Annotated in this window: 22 protein-coding genes and 1 other annotated feature; all 22 genes read left to right on the top strand. The window is 44.6% G+C overall.

From position 1 onward, the window contains the following. Positions 1–77: 77 nt before the first annotated feature. The 22 genes from V7Z64_RS05050 (at position 78) to V7Z64_RS04945 (ending at position 18,885) form a co-directional block, all read left to right on the top strand. Positions 78–1,544 carry a UDP-N-acetylmuramoyl-L-alanyl-D-glutamate--2,6-diaminopimelate ligase gene (locus V7Z64_RS05050; RefSeq protein WP_297990857.1) on the top strand — a complete coding sequence of 489 codons (1,467 nt, stop codon included), beginning with the start codon at positions 78–80 and terminating at the stop codon, positions 1,542–1,544. Positions 1,545–1,568: 24 nt separating this feature from the next. Continuing rightward, positions 1,569–2,543 (top strand): phospho-N-acetylmuramoyl-pentapeptide-transferase, encoded by a 975-nt coding sequence (gene mraY / locus V7Z64_RS05045; protein WP_003395093.1) that lies wholly within the window; start codon positions 1,569–1,571, stop codon positions 2,541–2,543. Continuing rightward, positions 2,543–3,877, top strand: a complete 1,335-nt coding sequence (gene murD / locus V7Z64_RS05040; protein ID WP_297990858.1) for a UDP-N-acetylmuramoyl-L-alanine--D-glutamate ligase — start codon at positions 2,543–2,545, stop codon at positions 3,875–3,877. The genes mraY and murD overlap by 1 nt, the downstream gene beginning before the upstream one ends. Before the next feature lie 68 nt (positions 3,878–3,945). Further along, positions 3,946–5,010: a stage V sporulation protein E gene (gene spoVE / locus V7Z64_RS05035; protein ID WP_442885034.1), complete on the top strand. Its 1,065-nt coding sequence runs from the start codon at positions 3,946–3,948 to the stop codon at positions 5,008–5,010. A gap of 55 nt (positions 5,011–5,065) precedes the next feature. Beyond that, positions 5,066–6,157 (top strand): undecaprenyldiphospho-muramoylpentapeptide beta-N-acetylglucosaminyltransferase, encoded by a 1,092-nt coding sequence (murG, locus tag V7Z64_RS05030; protein ID WP_297990861.1) that lies wholly within the window; start codon positions 5,066–5,068, stop codon positions 6,155–6,157. Between the two features lie 40 nt (positions 6,158–6,197). Further along, positions 6,198–7,106: a UDP-N-acetylmuramate dehydrogenase gene (murB, locus tag V7Z64_RS05025; protein ID WP_297990863.1), complete on the top strand. Its 909-nt coding sequence runs from the start codon at positions 6,198–6,200 to the stop codon at positions 7,104–7,106. Between the two features lie 131 nt (positions 7,107–7,237). Further along, positions 7,238–8,020 (top strand): cell division protein FtsQ/DivIB, encoded by a 783-nt coding sequence (locus tag V7Z64_RS05020; protein ID WP_297990864.1) that lies wholly within the window; start codon positions 7,238–7,240, stop codon positions 8,018–8,020. Then, positions 7,983–8,696 carry a DUF881 domain-containing protein gene (locus tag V7Z64_RS05015; protein ID WP_297990865.1) on the top strand — a complete coding sequence of 238 codons (714 nt, stop codon included), beginning with the start codon at positions 7,983–7,985 and terminating at the stop codon, positions 8,694–8,696. Before V7Z64_RS05020 ends, V7Z64_RS05015 begins: the two co-directional genes overlap by 38 nt. Positions 8,697–8,766: 70 nt before the next feature. Then, entirely contained in the window at positions 8,767–9,426 is a 660-nt protein-coding gene (locus tag V7Z64_RS05010) for a DUF881 domain-containing protein (RefSeq protein WP_297990877.1), read from the top strand. A 5-nt stretch (positions 9,427–9,431) separates the two neighbouring features. Further along, positions 9,432–9,791 (top strand): small basic family protein, encoded by a 360-nt coding sequence (locus V7Z64_RS05005; RefSeq protein WP_297990866.1) that lies wholly within the window; start codon positions 9,432–9,434, stop codon positions 9,789–9,791. An 80-nt stretch (positions 9,792–9,871) separates the two neighbouring features. Then, the gene (gene ftsA / locus V7Z64_RS05000) at positions 9,872–11,152 is read left to right on the top strand and encodes a cell division protein FtsA (RefSeq protein ID WP_297990867.1); all 1,281 of its coding nucleotides are present in this window, start codon (positions 9,872–9,874) and stop codon (positions 11,150–11,152) included. A gap of 28 nt (positions 11,153–11,180) precedes the next feature. Further along, positions 11,181–12,299 (top strand): cell division protein FtsZ, encoded by a 1,119-nt coding sequence (gene ftsZ, locus V7Z64_RS04995; RefSeq protein ID WP_297990868.1) that lies wholly within the window; start codon positions 11,181–11,183, stop codon positions 12,297–12,299. Between the two features lie 132 nt (positions 12,300–12,431). Further along, positions 12,432–13,325: a sigma-E processing peptidase SpoIIGA gene (gene spoIIGA / locus V7Z64_RS04990; RefSeq protein WP_297990869.1), complete on the top strand. Its 894-nt coding sequence runs from the start codon at positions 12,432–12,434 to the stop codon at positions 13,323–13,325. 48 nt (positions 13,326–13,373) lie between these two features. Next, positions 13,374–14,093: an RNA polymerase sporulation sigma factor SigE gene (sigE, locus tag V7Z64_RS04985; protein WP_297990870.1), complete on the top strand. Its 720-nt coding sequence runs from the start codon at positions 13,374–13,376 to the stop codon at positions 14,091–14,093. Positions 14,094–14,158: 65 nt separating this feature from the next. Further along, positions 14,159–14,938, top strand: coding sequence for an RNA polymerase sporulation sigma factor SigG (gene sigG, locus V7Z64_RS04980; RefSeq protein ID WP_297990871.1), 780 nt, complete (start codon positions 14,159–14,161; stop codon positions 14,936–14,938). A gap of 106 nt (positions 14,939–15,044) precedes the next feature. Continuing rightward, positions 15,045–15,287: a YlmC/YmxH family sporulation protein gene (locus tag V7Z64_RS04975; protein ID WP_006321471.1), complete on the top strand. Its 243-nt coding sequence runs from the start codon at positions 15,045–15,047 to the stop codon at positions 15,285–15,287. Positions 15,288–15,356: 69 nt separating this feature from the next. Further along, positions 15,357–16,160, top strand: a complete 804-nt coding sequence (pgeF, locus tag V7Z64_RS04970) for a peptidoglycan editing factor PgeF (RefSeq protein ID WP_297990872.1) — start codon at positions 15,357–15,359, stop codon at positions 16,158–16,160. A gap of 4 nt (positions 16,161–16,164) precedes the next feature. After that, positions 16,165–16,848, top strand: coding sequence for a YggS family pyridoxal phosphate-dependent enzyme (locus V7Z64_RS04965; protein ID WP_297990873.1), 684 nt, complete (start codon positions 16,165–16,167; stop codon positions 16,846–16,848). Further along, positions 16,849–17,271 (top strand): cell division protein SepF, encoded by a 423-nt coding sequence (locus tag V7Z64_RS04960; protein ID WP_297990874.1) that lies wholly within the window; start codon positions 16,849–16,851, stop codon positions 17,269–17,271. It begins immediately after the preceding gene. Between the two features lies 1 nt (position 17,272). Beyond that, entirely contained in the window at positions 17,273–17,545 is a 273-nt protein-coding gene (locus tag V7Z64_RS04955) for a YggT family protein (protein ID WP_297990875.1), read from the top strand. Continuing rightward, complete coding sequence (locus tag V7Z64_RS04950) at positions 17,545–18,318, top strand: YlmH family RNA-binding protein (RefSeq protein ID WP_297990876.1); 774 nt, start codon at positions 17,545–17,547, stop codon at positions 18,316–18,318. Before V7Z64_RS04955 ends, V7Z64_RS04950 begins: the two co-directional genes overlap by 1 nt. 63 nt (positions 18,319–18,381) lie before the next feature. Beyond that, positions 18,382–18,885: a DivIVA domain-containing protein gene (locus V7Z64_RS04945; protein WP_003395054.1), complete on the top strand. Its 504-nt coding sequence runs from the start codon at positions 18,382–18,384 to the stop codon at positions 18,883–18,885. Between the two features lie 45 nt (positions 18,886–18,930). After that, positions 18,931–19,123, top strand: a binding site (T-box leader). This feature is flagged as partial in the annotation.

Raw genomic sequence — 19,123 nt, 5'->3', positions numbered from 1 at the left:
TGTTTGTCTCTTTTTATGGTAATTATTGTTATAAAAATTGCTCATCTACAGTAAGAAAAAAGAAAGGGACGATCGGCATGAAGTTACAAACATTGCTTCGTTATTTACATCGCTTTACCCCGCATACGAATGAAAATCCGACGATTACATCGATCGAAATGGATTCACGAGAAGTGAAACAAGGTTCATTATTTGTATGCATCAAAGGATTTACAGTAGACGGTCACGACTTTGCTGAGCAAGCTGTCGCGCGCGGAGCGGTTGCTGTCGTGGCAGAAAGACCGCTCACATTGCCTGTTCCGGTTATTTATGTAAACGATAGCCGCCGAGCATTAGCGGTGCTCGCCGATGCGTTTTACGGTCAGCCGACGCATCAACTTCATTTAATCGGCGTGACAGGGACGAACGGAAAAACGTCGACGACGCATTTCATTGAACGTATATGTCGTCACGCTCGAAAAAAAATCGGGCTCATCGGTACGATTAACATGAAAATTGGCGATGAAACGTATGATGTAAAGAATACAACACCTGAATCGCTCGTTTTGCAAAAAATGTTTCGTAAAATGGTTGATGCCGATGTCGACATCGTTGCCATGGAAGTATCATCGCATGCGCTACATATGGGCAGAGTGCACGGCTGCGATTTTGATGTCGCTGTGTTTACTAACTTAACGCAAGATCATTTAGACTACCATCAAACGATGGATCACTATCGTTGGTCGAAAGGGCTGTTGTTCGCCCAACTTGGCAACCGTTTCGATCATAGCCGTCCAAAGTTTGCAGTATTGAACGCCGACGATGCGGCATCCGAAGAATATAAAAAAAGCACAGCCGCTACTGTTGTGACGTATGGGATTCATCAAAAAAGTGATATTATGGCGAAACAAATTGAAATGACGACAAACGGTACGACGTTTCAGCTTGTCACGCCGATGGAAACGGTACGAGTAACAACAAAGCTTATCGGCATGTTTAATGTATATAATTTATTAGCTGCGGTGGGGGCGTGTCTCGTCTCAAACATTCCGCTTGCGACGATTGTTGAGGCGATCGCCGACATGGAAGGCGTTCCGGGTCGCTTTGAAGTCGTTGATGCGGGTCAACCGTTTACGGTTATCGTCGACTATGCCCACACGCCAGATAGTTTACAAAATGTGCTCCAAACGATTCGCCCATTCGCGAAAAAGCGCATATTTGTCGTTGTTGGTTGCGGTGGGGATCGCGATCGGACGAAACGGCCATTGATGGCGCAAGTCGCTGTTCAATATAGCGATGTGCCTATTTTTACATCTGACAACCCGCGCTCTGAAGATCCAATCGCTATTTTAAACGACATGAAACAAGGAGTAACAGAAGATGTCGTATGTATTGTCGATCGAAAAGAAGCGATTACATATGCGATAGAGCAAGCCGAAGAAGGCGATGTCGTTTTAATTGCAGGAAAAGGACATGAGACGTATCAAATCATCGGTAAAAACGTGTTATACTTTGATGATCGTGTCGTCGCACGTGAAGCTATTCAACGAAGAAAAGATAAATAGGAGATGAGGAAGGGTGCAACGATCATGAACGAGAAAGTCATTTTATTCACGGCGGGGCTTGCCTTTATCATTACGGTTGTGCTATCGCCAATTTTCATTCCGTTTTTAAGACGATTAAAATTTGGGCAAAGCATTCGCGAAGAAGGGCCGAAATCTCATCAAAAAAAATCAGGTACACCGACGATGGGCGGATTAATGATTTTAATTTCACTTTCTGTTGCTACGCTCGTTATGAGCGACATCTTTTTTGAGCGGACGGCGCAAACGTATTTGCTGCTGTTTGTGACGGTTGGCTACGGTTTGCTCGGCTTTATTGATGATTTCATTAAAGTCGTTATGAAGCGCAATCTCGGTTTGACGAGCAAACAAAAACTAGCTGGGCAATTGCTTATCGCGCTCGTATTTTACTTTTTCTTTCAACGTCATGGCATTTCAACCGTCGTGGCGATTCCAGGAACAGATTATTCGTTCGACTTAGGGGTTGCCTACATTTTGTTAATCATTTTTATGCTTGTCGGCGGTTCGAATGCGGTCAACTTAACAGACGGATTAGATGGCCTGCTTGCTGGAACGGCGGCGATCGCGTTTGGGGCGTATGCTGTATTAGCATGGAATCAAGGGCAATACGATGTTGCTATTTTTAGCGTCGCTGTCGTCGGTGCGGTGCTCGGATTTCTCGTATTTAACGCCCACCCCGCGAAAGTGTTTATGGGCGATACCGGCTCGCTTGCGCTTGGAGGGGCAATTGTAGCCGTTGCGATTTTAACAAAGCTCGAAATATTGTTAGCTATTATCGGCGGCGTGTTCGTTATCGAAACGTTGTCTGTCATCATTCAAGTCATTTCCTTCAAAACGACAGGGAAACGCGTGTTTCGCATGAGTCCGTTACACCACCATTACGAGTTGATCGGTTGGTCTGAATGGCGCGTTGTCGTGACGTTTTGGGCAGTTGGATTATTGTTTGCTATATTAGGAATTTACATTGAGGTGTCGCTATAATGTATAACGGAAAAAAAGTATTCGTTTTAGGTTTAGCAAAAAGCGGATTAGCAGCAGCGAAACGTCTACGTGAGCTCGGGGCGGATGTTGTCGTTAACGATCGAAATGAACCGAGTGAACAAGAAAAACGTGAACTACAATCGCTCGGCATTCGTCTCATATGTGGAGGGCATCCGCTCGAATTGCTTGACGAGCCATTTGATTTTGTCGTGAAAAATCCCGGCATTCCATATACGAACGTGCTTGTTCAAAAGGCGATTGAAAAGCAGTTGCCGATCATCACAGAAGTAGAAATTGCGTATGAAACGACAGAAGCGCCAATTATCGGCATTACCGGTTCAAACGGAAAAACAACGACGACGACGCTTATTTTTCATATGTTGCAAGAAGCAAAACGCCGTCCGCTCATCGCGGGAAATATCGGAACGGTAGCGTGCGAAGTCGCCAAGCAAGCGACAAAAGACGATGTCATCGTCATGGAATTATCTTCATTTCAACTGCTTGGGACGATTCATTTTCGTCCGCACATTGCCGTGTTGTTAAACATTTTTGACGCCCACTTAGACTATCACGGAACGAAAGAGGCGTATGCGGAAGCGAAAGGAAACATTTTTAAAAACCAAACGGAAACGGACTATGCTGTCGTCAATGCCGATGATCCGATCGTTATGCGTTTAGCTGAAAAAAGCCGAGCACGTAAAGTTCCGTTTTCTGCGACAGCGCCATTATCGTATGGGGCGTCAGTTAAAGAAGGGGCGATTTATTTTCATGATGAGCGAATGATCGATGTCCGAGATGTGGCGTTACGAGGAGCACATAACATCGAAAATATATTAGCAGCTGTTGCGGCAGCGAAGCTAGCAGGTGCAGACAATGATTCGATTCGCCGCGTTTTAACGACGTTTACAGGCGTTCAACATCGCTTGCAGTTTGTCGCTGAAATAAACGGAAGAAAGTTTTATAACGATTCGAAAGCGACGAACGTGTTAGCTACCCAAAAGGCGTTAAGCGCATTTCACGAGCCTGTGATTTTACTTGCCGGCGGCTTAGATCGCGGCAACGAGTTTGATGAACTATTGCCATATCTCAATCATGTAAAAGCTGTCATTACGTTCGGACAAACGGCGCCAAAAATTGAACGTGTGGCGCGCGAAGCAGGAATACAGCAAGTGAAACGTGTCGATAATGTGGAACAAGCAGCTTTTGCCGCATATGAATGGTCGTCGCCGGGCGATGTCATCTTATTATCCCCAGCTTGTGCAAGTTGGGATCAATATAAAACTTTCGAACAGCGTGGGGACATGTTTGTACATGCGGTGCATAAGCTTAAATAAGACGAAATTTAAGTAAATTGAGGTGTTCCGCATTGCATGGAAAAAAGTCTGCACCTGATTTTTTATTAATGATCATCACGTTTTCGTTGTTGGCAATTGGGCTTATTATGGTGTATAGTGCAAGCGCGATTTGGGCTGACTACAAGTTTCACGATTCGTTTTTCTTTGCGAAGCGTCAGCTGCTATTTGCGGCGGTTGGTATCGTTGCGATGTTTTTTTTCATGAACATCGACTATTGGACGTGGCGAACGTGGGCGAAAGTATTGCTCATCGTTTGCTTCATTCTTCTCGTCCTCGTCTTAATTCCAGGCGTTGGCATGGTGCGCAACGGGTCGCGCAGCTGGATCGGTGTCGGCGCGTTTTCCATTCAACCGTCGGAATTTATGAAAATGGCGATGATTGCTTTTTTAGCGAAATATTTATCTGAAAATCAAAAAAAAATTGCGTCCTTTAAGCAAGGGTTGTTGCCATCGTTGTTGCTCGTATTTATTGCTTTTGGCATGATTATGTTGCAGCCGGATTTAGGAACGGGAACGGTGATGGTCGGCACGTGCGTCGTCATGATTTTTGTCGCTGGAGCGCGCATAAGCCACTTTGTGCTTCTTGGCCTGCTTGGATTGGTAGGGTTCGCAGGGCTCGTTTTATCCGCTCCGTATCGTATTAAGCGCATCACGTCATTTTTAAACCCGTGGGAAGATCCGCTAGGGAGCGGCTTTCAAATCATCCAATCGCTTTATGCGATCGGTCCGGGCGGATTGTTCGGTCTCGGGTTAGGTCAAAGCCGTCAAAAGTTTTTCTACTTACCGGAGCCACAAACAGACTTTATTTTCGCTATTTTAGCTGAAGAGCTTGGGTTTATTGGCGGTTCGCTCGTTTTGCTTCTTTTTAGCTTATTGCTTTGGCGCGGCATTCGCATCGCTTTAGGGGCGCCTGATTTATACGGCAGCTTTTTAGCTGTCGGCATTATTGCGATGATTGCGATTCAAGTGATGATTAATATTGGGGTAGTGACAGGGCTCATGCCGGTCACAGGCATTACGCTGCCATTTTTAAGCTACGGCGGATCGTCGCTGACGCTTATGTTAATGGCGATTGGCGTGCTGTTGAACATTAGTCGTTACGCACGATATTAAAGGCTGACTTCATGGAAGTCAGCTTCTTCTGTTACTTTCGAGAGGGGGAAAACCGATGAAAATTGTAGTGAGTGGTGGCGGTACAGGGGGTCACATTTATCCTGCACTTTCTTTTATTCATGAAGTAAGAAAGCAACATCCCGACGTGGATGTATTATATATCGGGACAAAAAAAGGATTAGAAAGTACAATTGTTCCAAGGGAAAACATTCCGTTTTACGCGATTGACATTAGCGGATTAAAGCGAAGCGTTTCATTTGAAAATGTGAAAACGATCGTTCAATTTGTAAAGAGTGTGCGAACATGCAAAAAATTATTGAAACAATATAAACCGGACGTCGTGCTCGGTACAGGGGGTTACGTATGCGGCCCTGTCGTCTATGCGGCAGCGCAATTAGATATACCGACGATCATTCATGAACAAAATAGCATTCCTGGGCTGACGAACAAATTTTTAAGCCGCTATGCGAATAAAGTAGCTATTTGTTTTGAAGAAGCGAAGCAATATTTTCCACAAGAAAAAGTAGTGTTAACAGGGAACCCGCGCGCATCAGAAGTCGTAGGGAAAGACGGGCGGGAAGCGAAACGGTCGCTTGGATTAGCGGAGCAGAAAAAAACGGTGTTAATTGTCGGAGGAAGCCGAGGGGCACGTCCGATTAACGAAGCATTTTTACAAGTGCTCCGCGAAGCAGAACAAAAGCCATACCAATTTTTATATGTTACAGGTGACGTTCATTATGATAAAGTAATAAAAGCGGTAAGCGATGTCGGGAACCCGGCGAACGTCATCATTCGTCCCTTCATTCATAACATGCCAGAAGTATTGGCAGGGGTAGATGTGATCGTGGCTCGTGCGGGGGCAACGACGCTTGCAGAAATTACAGCGTTAGGCATTCCAAGCATTTTAATTCCGAGCCCATATGTGACGAACAACCATCAAGAAAAAAATGCGCGAGCACTAGAAAAAAGAGGAGCGGCCATCGTTCGCTTAGAACATGAATTGACAGGTGCGCGTTTACTTGAAGATATCGACCGCATTTTATTAGATGAACAAACGTTAGCGAGCATGAAAGAAGCGACGTTTCAATTAGGCATTCGCGATGCAGCACAACGTTTATATCGCGTCATGGTGGAGACGATTTCATAGTTTGCATACGATATATGAAACAGGTAGAGGAGGTAACCCATTGGAAAAACTACGTGAAGAGCTACAACAAGCGAATGTTGGAACGGTGAAAGAGAACGAGCGAATGGCGAGCCATACGACAATGAAAATCGGCGGCCCTGCTGACCTTTTTGTTGAACCGAAACATATAGATGGGTTAAAAAAGACGATCGACATCGTGCGAAAATATAACGTACCGTGGCGCGCGATCGGTCGCGGTTCGAACTTGCTTGTATTAGACGGCGGAATTGAAGGGGTCGTCATCAAGCTTGGTGAAGGGTTAGATGATTTACACATTGATGATACAGAAGTGACTGTCGGTGGCGGTTATTCGCTCATTAAGCTCGCGACAGTCATTAGTAAACAAGGATTGTCTGGACTTGAGTTTGCAGGGGGGATTCCGGGAACGGTCGGCGGGGCGGTATATATGAATGCGGGCGCTCACGGTTCAGATATGTCGCGCATCGTGAAAAAAGCGCAAATTTTATTTGAAGACGGAACGATCGAATGGCTAACGAATGAGCAAATGGAATTTTCGTACCGTACGTCCGTTTTACAAAAAAAGCGAAAAGGTATTTGCGTGGCTGCAACGCTTGAGATGAAAAAAGGCAACCGCGACGAAATTGTCGCAGCGATGCAAAAAAATAAAGATTACCGCCGCGAAACACAACCGTGGAACTATCCGTGTGCGGGAAGTATTTTTCGCAACCCGTTGCCGCATTACGCCGGGCAGTTAATTGAAAAGGCAGGATTAAAAGGGTATGCGATTGGCGGGGCGAAAATTTCCGAACAACATGCGAATTTTATCGTCAATGCCGGCGGAGCAACGGCAAGCGACGTCCTTCAGCTCATTGATTACGTAAAAAAGACGATTGATGACTTATACGGCGTTTCATTAGAAACAGAAGTTGAAATAATCGGACGGAAGTAATACATTTTCCCCATCCTAATTTTTTCTATATTATGCTATAATGGAAGTGAAAACAATGAACTAACGGTTGCGATCGTGCGCCGTTAGTTTTCTTGTTATTTTGATTTGGTCCATCGACCGAGGTGGAGGACATGGAAAAAGGAAAAGTTGTCGTTCTTGAGGAACGTGTACCAAAACTAAAAGAGCAGCGAAGGCAACGTGCGAATCGCCTACTAATCATATACATTTCTTTATTTTTTATGCTTTTGTTAGGTGTCATTTATGCTCAATCGCCGCTTAGCAACGTCTCGGTTATCCACGTCGAAGGAAACAACCACGTTTCTTCTGAAGACATTATTGAATTGAGCGGTGTGACGACAAACACGAGCTTTTGGAAAGTGAAAAAAGATGAGATTGAGCAGCGAGTAAAGCAACATCCAGAAGTGAAAGAAGTGAGTGTAAAAAAACGAATCCCGAATCGCATCGACATCGCTGTCGTTGAACGAAAGCGCATCGCTTACATTTTGGACAACCGTTCATTTTTGCCGATTTTAGATAATGGAAAAGTGCTGACGCATGTCAAGCAAGCCGTTCCGAGCGATGCACCGATTTTAATCGGATGGAAAGAAGGAGAGGCTATCCAAGATATAGCTTCCCAGCTGGCCAACACGCCAAATTCGATTTTAAGCCTCATCTCGGAAATTCATCATACCCCAAGCCCATCTGATCCAAGGCATATTACCGTCTATATGAATGACGGCATAGAAGTCAGTGCTACCGTCGATCGTTTCGCGGAAAAAATCGCTCATTATCCTTCGATCGTTCGTCAGTTGCAGCCGGGGATCAAAGGTGTTCTTCATCTAGGGATGAGCACATATTTCAAGCCATACGAAACGGATGAAGGGAATGAAAACAACGATGAAAATGAACGGTAGCCACGTCGTTTTATCGTTCGTCTGTTTAGTTTTAGGGTTCATGCTGGCGTTCTCTTATCAAATGACGAAAAAAGAAACAGCCAACCGTCAGCTTGAAAGGCAATGGAATAAAGAATACGAATATCGACGACAGCTCATTGAACAACAAGAACAAAACCGAAAATTGCAAGCTCAATTGTTCGCTAAGCAACAGCGCGTTCGCGCCATCGAAAAAGAGTTGGCGAGCGAAGAGCAAGTTTATTTTAATCTCGTAGAAGATGCGGAACGGTTGCGCATGTATCTTGGAAAAGTAAAAGTGAAAGGAAAAGGGGTAGAAGTGACGCTAGCTGACGCTTCATACATTCCTTCCGAAGCAAACGCGACCAATTATATTGTCCATGAGCAACACGTATTTCAAGTTGTCAACGAACTATGGATTGCCGGTGCATCCGCTATCTCCATTAATGGCCAACGGTTGTCGCATCGTTCATATATCGTTTGTAACGGTCCGGTCATTGAAATTGATGGTACGCAACATCCAGCCCCATTTGTCATTCAAGCGATTGGAGATCCGAACGTATTAATTCCAGCGTTAACGATCGCTGGCGGCGTGAAAGATCAACTGACGGGCGATCATATTGTTGTTGACATTGTGGAAAAATCGGAAATTACAATGGAGCCGCTCATGCAAAAATAAAAAGGAGGGGGCGAGGTTGGCGCGGAAAACAACATGGCATTTTACGCTTGTATCGTTCGTTATCGGGCTTATGTTGGCGATCCAGTTTCAAACGAGCCATGAACCAGACGTACGCGATACACGTGACATATGGGAAATACGGCAAGATTTAAAAAAAGAACAAGAACTACATGAGCAACTATTAACCGAAATACGAAAATACGAAGAAACGATTGAAAAATATGAGCAGCAACGTTCAGAAAGCAAGGGAGCTGTTCTTCGACAAACGTTGGAGGAATTAAAAAAAGAGGCGGGATTAACAGAAGTCATTGGCGAGGGCGTTGTGCTTTATATCGAGCAAATGTATGATGAGTCATACGTCGGTCCTGTCCATGATACGGTGTCTGCCGATTTGCTTCGCCGACTCCTTAATGAACTCAATATGTACGGAGCAGAACAAATGAGCATCGCCGGACAACGTATCGTCAATACAACTGTGATTCGCGATATTAACGGCGTCACAAAAATCGATACATATCCGCTTCGAACATTCCCGATTGAAGTGAAAGTCATCGCCACGAATGCCGAGAAGTTGTACAATCGATTAAAAGCATCGACGATTGCCGATGACTTTGCGCTTGAAAATTTACTATTTACTATTTCAGAACCGCAAAAACGGGTGGTTATTCCTCCGTACGATGGAACGGTGCGTGTGAAGTATATGGAGGCGGTCGAAGACGGTAGGAGGTGAACATGATGTGGCTTCCATTGCTCGCTTTGGTGCTCGGCATATTGCTCGGATTGTTGACAGATTGGCGCATTCCGAGCGAATATTCCAACTACTTATCGATTGCGGTGCTCGCGGCGTTTGATACGCTGATTGGCGGCATTCGCGCCCATTTACAAAACATTTACGATGAGCACGTATTTGTATCTGGATTTTTTTTTAATATTATTTTAGCAACAAGTTTAGCTTTTCTCGGTGTGCATCTTGGTGTAGACTTGTATTTAGCAGCTGTATTTGCGTTCGGTGTGCGCCTGTTTCAAAACATCGCTGTCATCCGCCGAATTTTGTTAACGAAATGGTTAGAAAGCCGCCAAAAAAATCGTTTGTAAAAAAGGGAATGCTGTTCAAATGTGGAATATAGTGTTGATATACATAGCAACGTTCATTTTGTAAAGGGGGTGCCAATAAAATGAACAGCAATGATTTTTATGTTAGTCTTGACATCGGTACATCCAGCGTCAAAGTGATCATTGGTGAAATGATGAACGATCAGCTAAACATTATCGGTGTCGGCAATGTGAAATCGCAAGGGCTGAAAAAAGGCTCAATTATTGATATAGATGAAACAGTGCAATCCATTAAACGTGCGGTTGATCAAGCGGAACGAATGGTTGGTGTAACGATTAAAGGCGCGATTGTCGGAATAAACGGCAATCATATTCAGCTTCAGCCGTGTCATGGGATTGTCGCTGTATCAAGCGAAAATAAAGAAATTACAAACGAAGATGTTACGCGCGTCATTGAAGCAGCGCAAGTCGTTTCCATTCCCCCAGAGCGCGAAATTATCGACGTCATTCCGAAACAATTTATCGTCGATGGGCTAGATGGCATTAACGATCCGCGCGGCATGTTAGGCGTTCGATTAGAAATGGAAGGCATTATGATTACCGCATCGAAAACGGCATTACATAACGTGCTCCGCTGTGTTGAACGCGCCGGATTGCAAGTGCTTGACGTCTGCTTACAACCGCTTGCAGCGGCGTCTATCGCGCTGTCGAAAGACGAAAAAAACTTAGGGGTTGCGCTCATTGACATCGGTGGCGGTTCAACGACTGTTGCTGTGTTTGACCAAGGATTTTTGCAGGCGACGACCGTGCTCCCGATCGGCGGAGAACATATTACAAAAGATTTATCGATTGGTATGCGCACGTCGACAGAAGATGCAGAACGCATTAAACTAAAACACGGACATGCCTTTTACGATCTTGCTTCCGATGAGGAAGTGTTTAGCGTTCCGATCATTGGCACCGACCAGCAGCAACAGTTTAGTCAATTAGAAATTGCTGACATCATTGAAGCGCGTGTCGAAGAAATTTTGCATATGGCACAAACGGAAATTCGAAAACGCGGATTTCGCGATTTGCCGGGCGGGTACGTGCTGACAGGCGGTACTGTCAATATGCCGGGTGTATTAGAACTTGCGGAGGCGATATTTGAAAATACGGTTCGTGTGGCGATGCCGGACTACATTGGTGTGCGTGATCCACAATATACAAACGGTGTCGGATTTATTCAATTTGCTTATAAAAATGCAAAACTGCAAGGAAAGCAAATACCTGTTCTTTCTTCCGGAGCGGCAAGCGATTTCCAAGCGGAGAGGAAAGTGCAAAAAGCGCCAGCGAAAACGAAACAAAAAGAACAACATTTAGGTCATAAAGTAAAGAAATTTTTCGGGTACTTTTTTGAATGACAATTTGAATGGCTAGGAGGATTATGTCATGTTGGAGTTTGACACGACTGTTGATCAGTTAGCAACAATTAAAGTAATCGGTGTCGGCGGCGGAGGAAACAACGCTGTAAACCGCATGATCGAACATGGGGTGCAAGGTGTTGAATTTATTGCAGTCAATACGGACGCCCAAGCATTAAACTTATCGAAGGCGCCAATTAAGCTCCAAATTGGAGCAAAATTGACGCGCGGGTTAGGTGCTGGGGCAAATCCAGAGGTAGGAAAAAAAGCAGCGGAAGAAAGTAAAGAACAAATTGAAGAAGCGCTAAAAGGCGCAGATATGGTATTCGTCACAGCCGGTATGGGTGGAGGAACAGGAACAGGTGCTGCTCCGGTCATCGCACAAATTGCGCGCGATTTAGGTGCGCTCACAGTCGGTGTCGTTACACGTCCGTTTACGTTTGAAGGAAGAAAGCGCGCGATGCAAGCGGCAAGCGGCATTGCAGCGATGAAAGAAGCAGTTGATACGCTTATTGTCATTCCAAACGATCGTTTGTTGGAAATCGTTGATAAAAACACGCCGATGTTAGAAGCGTTCCGTGAAGCAGACAACGTACTTCGCCAAGGTGTCCAAGGCATTTCCGATTTGATTGCTGTACCGGGATTAATTAACTTAGATTTTGCAGATGTGAAGACGATCATGTCAAATAAAGGTTCAGCTCTCATGGGAATCGGCGTAGCGACGGGCGAAAATCGCGCTGCCGAAGCGGCGAAAAAGGCGATTTCAAGCCCGCTATTAGAAACGTCTATTGACGGAGCTCAAGGGGTGTTAATGAACATTACAGGCGGAACGAACTTAAGCTTGTATGAAGTGCAGGAAGCAGCCGATATCGTCGCATCAGCGGCAGACCAAGATGTCAATATGATTTTCGGTTCGGTCATTAACGAAAACTTAAAAGATGAAATTATCGTCACTGTCATTGCGACGGGATTTAACGAAGAAATGAACCAAGCGAAAGCAACGCGGCAAGCGGTTGTCAAACCGAATGTTAGCGCCAAACGCGAGAAAAAGGAAGAGCCGATCGACTACTCGCCAACACGGAGTCAACAAGTAGAAGATCCGCTCGACATTCCAGCTTTTTTGCGCAACCGTAATCGTCGCCGTTAAAAAAACGCTCACGACTCGTGGGCGTTTTTTTATTTCCTCTATGATGTGACAAAATCTCCAAAGAAATGACGTCATCGTTTGACACACTTTCCTATTAGAAGTGCTATATACTAGTTTCAAGATAAGGAGGGGATGCCGCTGATTTATGCCGATCTTGTATGGTTATTAAATTTTTGTTTTGACGCGATGTTGCTATGGCTTGCAGCAATCATGTTAAAACGTCGCGTTCGTTTATGGCGGCTTATGCTTGCGGCGTTATTCGGCTCGCTGCTCGTCTTGCTCGTTTTCACTCCTTTTGCCTATATGATGTCTCATATCGTAACAAAGCTCATCATTTCTTTTTTCATCGTTTGGATTTGTTTTGGCTTTTCTCGCTTTCGTTTTTTTATTGAAAATGTGCTTGCTTTTTATTTTGCCACGTTTGTGATGGGGGGAGGTATGGTTGCGTTTCACTTTTTACTGCAAAGTGAACTGACAATGTATCGATCCGGCTGGATTTCGCATTCGACTTCGATTAGCTGGTTGTTTGTCGTCGTGATGTTTCCTGTTTTATGGATGTTATCGAAAGCGCAAATGGGAACGATTCGCGAAAAAAAATTGCGGTTTGAACACATCATTGACGTGCGTGTGACATGCTTTGGACAAACGGTATTATTAAAAGGATTAGTCGATAGCGGAAATCAGCTGCGCGATCCGCTCACAAACACCCCAGTCATGATCGTCGAATGGCAACCGTTCGCACATATGTTGCCTGCTGCTGTTTTACAAATGATTCATAAGTGCGTGTACACAGACGACATACCGAGCGAATGGGTTAGCCGCATGCGTTTTATTCCATATCGTGCCGTCGGCGTCGAGCAGCAGCTGTTAGTTGCGATCAAGCCAGACGATGTGCAATGGTTGGACGATAAGCGATGGATGTCCGTCAATAAAGCGCTCATCGGTTTTTCTCCAGCGACGCTTTCCGCCGATGGAGAATATAAATGCATCGTTCACCCACATATCGTCATGTCGCAAGCTTCGTAATTATTATTATCATACGGCCGCATGCGCCGAAATAGAAGGAGGTTTTTTATGAAACTGTTCAAATTACGCCTCATGTATGTATGGTACAAACTGTTGAGAAAATTAGGGCTAAAAGCGGATGAAATTTATTACATCGGCGGAAGTGAAGCGCTCCCGCCACCGTTGACAAAAGAAGAAGAAGAACTATTGTTAAAAAAACTTCCTTTCGGAGATGAAACGGCACGTTCGCTATTAATTGAACGCAATCTTCGCCTCGTCGTATATATTGCTCGAAAATTTGAAAATACGGGCATTAACATCGAAGATTTAATTAGCATCGGCACGATCGGATTAATTAAAGCCGTCAATACGTTTAATCCAGAGAAAAAAATTAAACTCGCTACATATGCGTCGCGCTGTATTGAAAATGAAATTTTAATGTATTTACGACGAAACAATAAAGTGCGCTCTGAAGTATCATTTGATGAGCCGCTGAACATCGATTGGGATGGAAACGAATTGTTATTATCCGATGTATTAGGGACAGAAGATGACGTCATTACGAAAGATTTAGAGGCAAATATTGATCGTAACCTACTGTTTCGCGCTCTCGATCAATTAAGTGAACGCGAAAAACAAATTATGGAACTTCGCTTCGGATTAAGTGGAGGTGAAGAAAAAACGCAAAAAGACGTTGCCGATTTACTAGGCATTTCCCAATCGTACATTTCCCGTTTAGAAAAGCGAATTATTAAACGATTGCGAAAAGAGTTTAACAAAATGATGTAATGCATATTTTTCCCTTCAAAGGAGATACTGAAAGCTGACAGCATCTCCTGCAAGGAGGGAAAGACATGACAAGAAACAAAGTTGAAATTTGTGGCGTTGATACATCGAAACTCCCTGTATTAAAAAACGAAGAAATGCGTGAATTATTTCGGCAAATGCAAGCGGGGGATGTATCCGCACGCGAAAAGCTGATCAATGGGAATTTACGTCTCGTATTAAGCGTCATTCAGCGATTTAACAATCGTGGTGAATATGTCGACGATTTGTTTCAAGTAGGCTGTATCGGACTTATGAAATCAATTGATAACTTTGACTTAAGTCAAAATGTAAAATTTTCCACATACGCGGTTCCGATGATTATCGGTGAAATTCGCCGATATTTACGTGATAATAACCCGATTCGTGTTTCTCGCTCGTTGCGCGATATTGCGTACAAAGCGCTTCAAGTTCGAGAGAAAATCATGACTGAAACAGCAAAAGAGCCGACGGCAGAAGAGATCGCCAAAATTTTAGACGTTCCGCACGAAGACATTGTGTTTGCCCTCGATGCGATTCAAGATCCCGTTTCGTTATTCGAACCGATTTACAACGATGGCGGCGATCCGATTTATGTCATGGATCAACTGAGCGACGAAAAAAACCGCGATACCCATTGGATTGAAGAAATTGCTTTAAAAGAAGGGTTACGCCGCTTAAACGAACGGGAAAAAATGATTATTCGTAAACGATTTTTTCAAGGAAAAACGCAAATGGAAGTGGCTGAGGAAATCGGGATTTCCCAAGCGCAAGTATCCCGTTTAGAGAAAGCTGCGATTAAGCAAATGAACAAAAACATTCAATCGTAATGGACGCCCCCATCGAAAACAGATGGGGGCTTTTTTGCGCATATGACTACAACGAACAGCTTGCGCATACATATAGTAGATAGAAAAAAGAAAGGGGCGGAGAAACATGGTAAAAATTTCTGAACTACAACAAAAAGATGTCGTCAATGTTGCGAACGGAAAACGGCTTGGGAATATAGGGGATATTGATATTAACTTAACGACCGGCCAAATTGAGGCGATTATTATTATCGGGACAGGAAAGGTGCTCGGCTTATTTGGACGGGCAGATGAAATGATTATTCCGTGGCGCGACATTGTAAAAGTTGGTGCAGATGTCATTCTCGTTCGACTAGATGGCGATGAATAATTCACGTTTTCGGCAAGGTGTGATAAAATAGGAAAAAAAGTGATAAAATTGTACAAAGGATGTCGAACGATGAATGAAATATTTCGCCAAGTGAGCGAACAATTGCTTTTGTTTGATGGATGGGAACATGTCATCGTTGCGTTTACGACGAGGCAAGGCGGGGTGAGCCATGAACCGTTTGCTACGTTAAATGTAGGTATGCATGTGCAAGATCATTGCGATGCTGTATATAAAAACCGAACAATCGTCGCGGAAAAGCTCGGTCTCTCAGTAGAACGATGGGTATGCGCGGATCAAGTGCACGGTGTACATGTAGAAAAAGTGACGAAAGCGCATGCCGGTAAAGGAGTGCGCACGTACGACACTGCGTTGCCGCATACAGACGGGCTATATACAAATGAGCGGCAGCTAACTTTAGCGCTTTGTTTTGCGGATTGTGTTCCGCTTTACTTTTTTGCGCCAAGCAAGCAGCTCATTGGGGTAGCCCACGCTGGCTGGAAAGGAACGGTCCATAATATCGCTGGACAAATGGTGAAACGGTGGACGAGGGAAGGGGTCGCTGTACAAGACATTCACGTCGTGATCGGTCCATCGATCGGCCGATGTTGTTACGTTGTCGATGATCGCGTCATCACATTCGTCCAAAAGGCGCTAGCCAATTCCACTTCATCTCTTTATAATGAAACAAGTAAGGGACAGTACGCCCTAGATTTAAAAGAAATGAACAAGCAACTGTTGCAAGAAGCAGGAGTACCGATCCCACAAATAGCTGTTTCATCGTATTGCACAAGCTGTGAGCGATCATTATTTTTCTCCCATCGTCGCGACGGTGGAAAAACAGGAAGAATGATGGCGCTTATTGGCTGGAGGTGATCATATGTCTGTCAAACATAACTTACAAACAATTCAATACAACATCGCCGAAGCGTGTGAAAAAACAGGGCGAAACGTATTCGACGTTCAAATTGTGGCGGTGACGAAGTACGTGAGCGTCGCGCGTGCAAAAGAAGCGGTGGAAGTTGGGGTTGTTCACTTAGGCGAAAGTCGTGCGGACGGCTTTTTGCACAAGTATGAAGCGATTGGAAAGCAAGCGACGTGGCACTTCATCGGCACGCTGCAATCAAGAAAAGTGAAGCAAATCATTGATTACGTCGATTACATTCATTCGCTTGACCGTCTTTCGCTAGCGGAAGAAATCGATAAGCGCGCAAAACGGCCGGTCAAATGTTTTGTGCAGGCAAATGTTTCCGGTGAGCAGTCGAAACATGGACTAGCGCCGGAAGACGTATTGCCGTTTATTGAAACATTATCGGCTTTTCCACGTATTGAAGTCGTTGGACTGATGACGATGGCGCCATATACGGACGATGAGGCGACGATTCGCCGCTGTTTCCGAAAGTTGCGTGAACTAAAAGAGCGTGTGCAAGAAAAACAATGGCCGCATGCTCCTTGCACAGAGTTATCGATGGGAATGTCAAACGATTACGTCATTGCAGTCGAAGAAGGGGCAACGTTCGTCCGTCTTGGTACATGCCTTGTAGGCGAAGAGGAGGTGGAGTAAATGGGATTTGTAAAAAAAATTCGTGACTTTTTTGATTTAGATGAAGAAAAATGGGAAGATGATGAATACGAACAAGAAGAAGTCGTGCAACAACCGAAAGCTGAGCAAAAACAAAATGTCGTCAGTTTACAAAGCGTGCAAAAATCTTCAAAAGTCGTTTTATTTGAGCCGCGCGTGTATGCGGAAGTGCAAGAAATTGCCGACCATTTAAAAAATCGCCGTGCCGTTGTCGTCAACGTTCATCGTGTCGACCGCGATCAAGCGCGCCGCATCGTTGACTTTTTAAGCGGGACAGTATATGCGATTGGCGGAGACATTCAGCAAGTCGGCTCGACCATTTTTTTATGCACGCCAGATAACGTCGATGTGAGCGGTTCAATTTCGGTCATGTCCGACGATGACTCAACGATAAAGAGGTGGTAAAATGTATCATATTGCAAATATTATTGCGACAATCATTCAAGTATATTCGTATGCGATTATTGTTTACATTTTAATGTCTTGGTTTCCAAATGCGCGCGACACAAAGGTCGGGCAGTTTTTCGCCACCATTTGTGAACCGTATTTAGAGCCGTTTCGCCGCTTTATTCCGCCCATTGGGATGATCGACATTTCCCCAATTGTCGCCTTGCTTGTGTTGCGTTTTGCGACAGCAGGCGTTTATGGGTTATTAGATATGATCAGCAGAGGATTGTAATGAACATTTACCAACATTTCCGTAAAGAAGAGCATCATTTCATTGACCTTGTGTGCGAATGGAAACGGCTCGTGACTATGCAATATCGTCTAAAACTTACCCCGTTTTTAGATCCGCGCGAGCAACAAATCGTTCGCACCGTCGTCGGACATCACGATGACGTGAACGTATCGTTTATTGGCGGGTGTCCTCTTGCTGAACGGAAGCGAGCGCTTTTATATCCGCCGTATATTGAGCCAACAGAAGATGATTTTGAACTGACATTATTTTCTGTGCGTTATCCGAAAAAATTTGTGACGATTGAACATCGCGACGTACTTGGTGCGCTTTTATCGCTCGGTGTGAAACGCGAGAAGTTTGGCGATATTGTCATTGCCGATGACGTCGTTCAGTTTGTTGTCGCTTCCGACATCGCTTCGTTTGTTCAGATGAATATGACGTCGATTCGCAATGCTTCTGTTTCGTTGCAACAACGTCCGTTGTCGGAGATGCGCGTCGTGGCTGAAACGTGGGAGGAAGAGACGATTACCGTGTCTTCTCTTCGCCTCGACGCCGTGCTCGCACAAGCGTTCCGTCTGTCACGTCAAAAAGTGCAGACGCTTATCGAACAAGGATGGGCAAAATTGAACTGGAAAGTTGTCGATGAACCGTCTGCTGAATGTCGGGAAGGCGATTTATTATCGCTTCGGCAACATGGACGATGCCGGCTAAAGACGATTGCAGGGCAAACGAAAAAAGAAAAGTGGCGCATCGTTGTCGAAAAAACGAAATAAAAGCAGGATTTTCGCAAAACATGTCGAATAACACGGTACGTACATAAGATGGAGGTGGACCACATGCCGTTGACGCCGTTAGATATTCATAATAAAGAATTTAGCCGGGGCTTTCGTGGATATGATGAAGATGAGGTAAATGAATTTTTAGATCAAGTCATTAAAGACTATGAAATGGTGTTACGCGAAAAAAAACAGCTCGAGGAGAAGGTAAAGGAGCTAACAGAAAAACTGAACTACTTTACAAATATTGAAGAGACGTTGAATAAATCGATTTTAATCGCGCAGGAAACAGCGGAAGAAGTAAAGCGAAACGCGCAAAAAGAGGCGAAGCTCATCATTAAAGAAGCCGAGAAAAACGCCGATCGCATCATTAGCGAAGCGCTCGCGAAAACACGGAAAATTTCAATGGAAGTCGAAGAGTTAAAGCGACAAGCGAAAGTGTTTCGCAACCGCTTCAAAATGTTAATTGAAGCGCAGCTCGATATGTTAAACAGCGGTGACTGGGATCATTTATTAGACTACAAGCTCGACGATGAAGCGATACAAGAAATAACGGAGTCTTGACGAGCGGCATCGTTATTGCCTATAATATCGAGTACAGTTATACATGGAAAAACGATGAAGGGGACAGTAGTTCTTTCATCAGCTTATTTCAGCGAGCCGAGGGCGGTGGAAGCTCGGCATAAGCGAAAGAATGAAGATCACCCCGGAGTTCCGTGCCGAAGACGAGTAGGCCACGGCGCGTCATTCCCGTTACGAATGTCGAGTGGACTATTGTACATAGTCAATAAGGGTGGTACCG

Origin of the sequence: Anoxybacillus sp., from assembly GCF_036834105.1 — a bacterium.
GTDB lineage: Bacteria > Bacillota > Bacilli > Bacillales > Anoxybacillaceae > Anoxybacillus.
This window is presented reverse-complemented; position numbering and strand designations above follow the sequence as displayed.

Excerpts from the sequence above, each read along its gene's own strand:
- V7Z64_RS05010 (WP_297990877.1), top strand. The coding sequence starts at position 8,767 with ATGTTGGCGATCCAGTTTCAAACGAGCCATGAACCAGACGTACGCGAT.
- V7Z64_RS04975 (WP_006321471.1), top strand. The coding sequence starts at position 15,045 with ATGGTAAAAATTTCTGAACTACAACAAAAAGATGTCGTCAATGTTGCG.
- ftsZ (WP_297990868.1), top strand. The coding sequence starts at position 11,181 with ATGTTGGAGTTTGACACGACTGTTGATCAGTTAGCAACAATTAAAGTA.
- V7Z64_RS04960 (WP_297990874.1), top strand. The coding sequence starts at position 16,849 with ATGGGATTTGTAAAAAAAATTCGTGACTTTTTTGATTTAGATGAAGAA.
- sigE (WP_297990870.1), top strand. The coding sequence starts at position 13,374 with ATGAAACTGTTCAAATTACGCCTCATGTATGTATGGTACAAACTGTTG.
- ftsA (WP_297990867.1), top strand. The coding sequence starts at position 9,872 with ATGAACAGCAATGATTTTTATGTTAGTCTTGACATCGGTACATCCAGC.
- pgeF (WP_297990872.1), top strand. The coding sequence starts at position 15,357 with ATGAATGAAATATTTCGCCAAGTGAGCGAACAATTGCTTTTGTTTGAT.
- mraY (WP_003395093.1), top strand. The coding sequence starts at position 1,569 with ATGAACGAGAAAGTCATTTTATTCACGGCGGGGCTTGCCTTTATCATT.
- V7Z64_RS05020 (WP_297990864.1), top strand. The coding sequence starts at position 7,238 with ATGGAAAAAGGAAAAGTTGTCGTTCTTGAGGAACGTGTACCAAAACTA.
- murG (WP_297990861.1), top strand. The coding sequence starts at position 5,066 with ATGAAAATTGTAGTGAGTGGTGGCGGTACAGGGGGTCACATTTATCCT.
- murD (WP_297990858.1), top strand. The coding sequence starts at position 2,543 with ATGTATAACGGAAAAAAAGTATTCGTTTTAGGTTTAGCAAAAAGCGGA.
- V7Z64_RS04950 (WP_297990876.1), top strand. The coding sequence starts at position 17,545 with ATGAACATTTACCAACATTTCCGTAAAGAAGAGCATCATTTCATTGAC.
- V7Z64_RS04965 (WP_297990873.1), top strand. The coding sequence starts at position 16,165 with ATGTCTGTCAAACATAACTTACAAACAATTCAATACAACATCGCCGAA.
- V7Z64_RS04945 (WP_003395054.1), top strand. The coding sequence starts at position 18,382 with ATGCCGTTGACGCCGTTAGATATTCATAATAAAGAATTTAGCCGGGGC.
- sigG (WP_297990871.1), top strand. The coding sequence starts at position 14,159 with ATGACAAGAAACAAAGTTGAAATTTGTGGCGTTGATACATCGAAACTC.
- V7Z64_RS05015 (WP_297990865.1), top strand. The coding sequence starts at position 7,983 with ATGAAGGGAATGAAAACAACGATGAAAATGAACGGTAGCCACGTCGTT.
- spoVE (WP_442885034.1), top strand. The coding sequence starts at position 3,946 with ATGATCATCACGTTTTCGTTGTTGGCAATTGGGCTTATTATGGTGTAT.
- V7Z64_RS05050 (WP_297990857.1), top strand. The coding sequence starts at position 78 with ATGAAGTTACAAACATTGCTTCGTTATTTACATCGCTTTACCCCGCAT.
- V7Z64_RS04955 (WP_297990875.1), top strand. The coding sequence starts at position 17,273 with ATGTATCATATTGCAAATATTATTGCGACAATCATTCAAGTATATTCG.
- spoIIGA (WP_297990869.1), top strand. The coding sequence starts at position 12,432 with ATGCCGCTGATTTATGCCGATCTTGTATGGTTATTAAATTTTTGTTTT.
- V7Z64_RS05005 (WP_297990866.1), top strand. The coding sequence starts at position 9,432 with ATGTGGCTTCCATTGCTCGCTTTGGTGCTCGGCATATTGCTCGGATTG.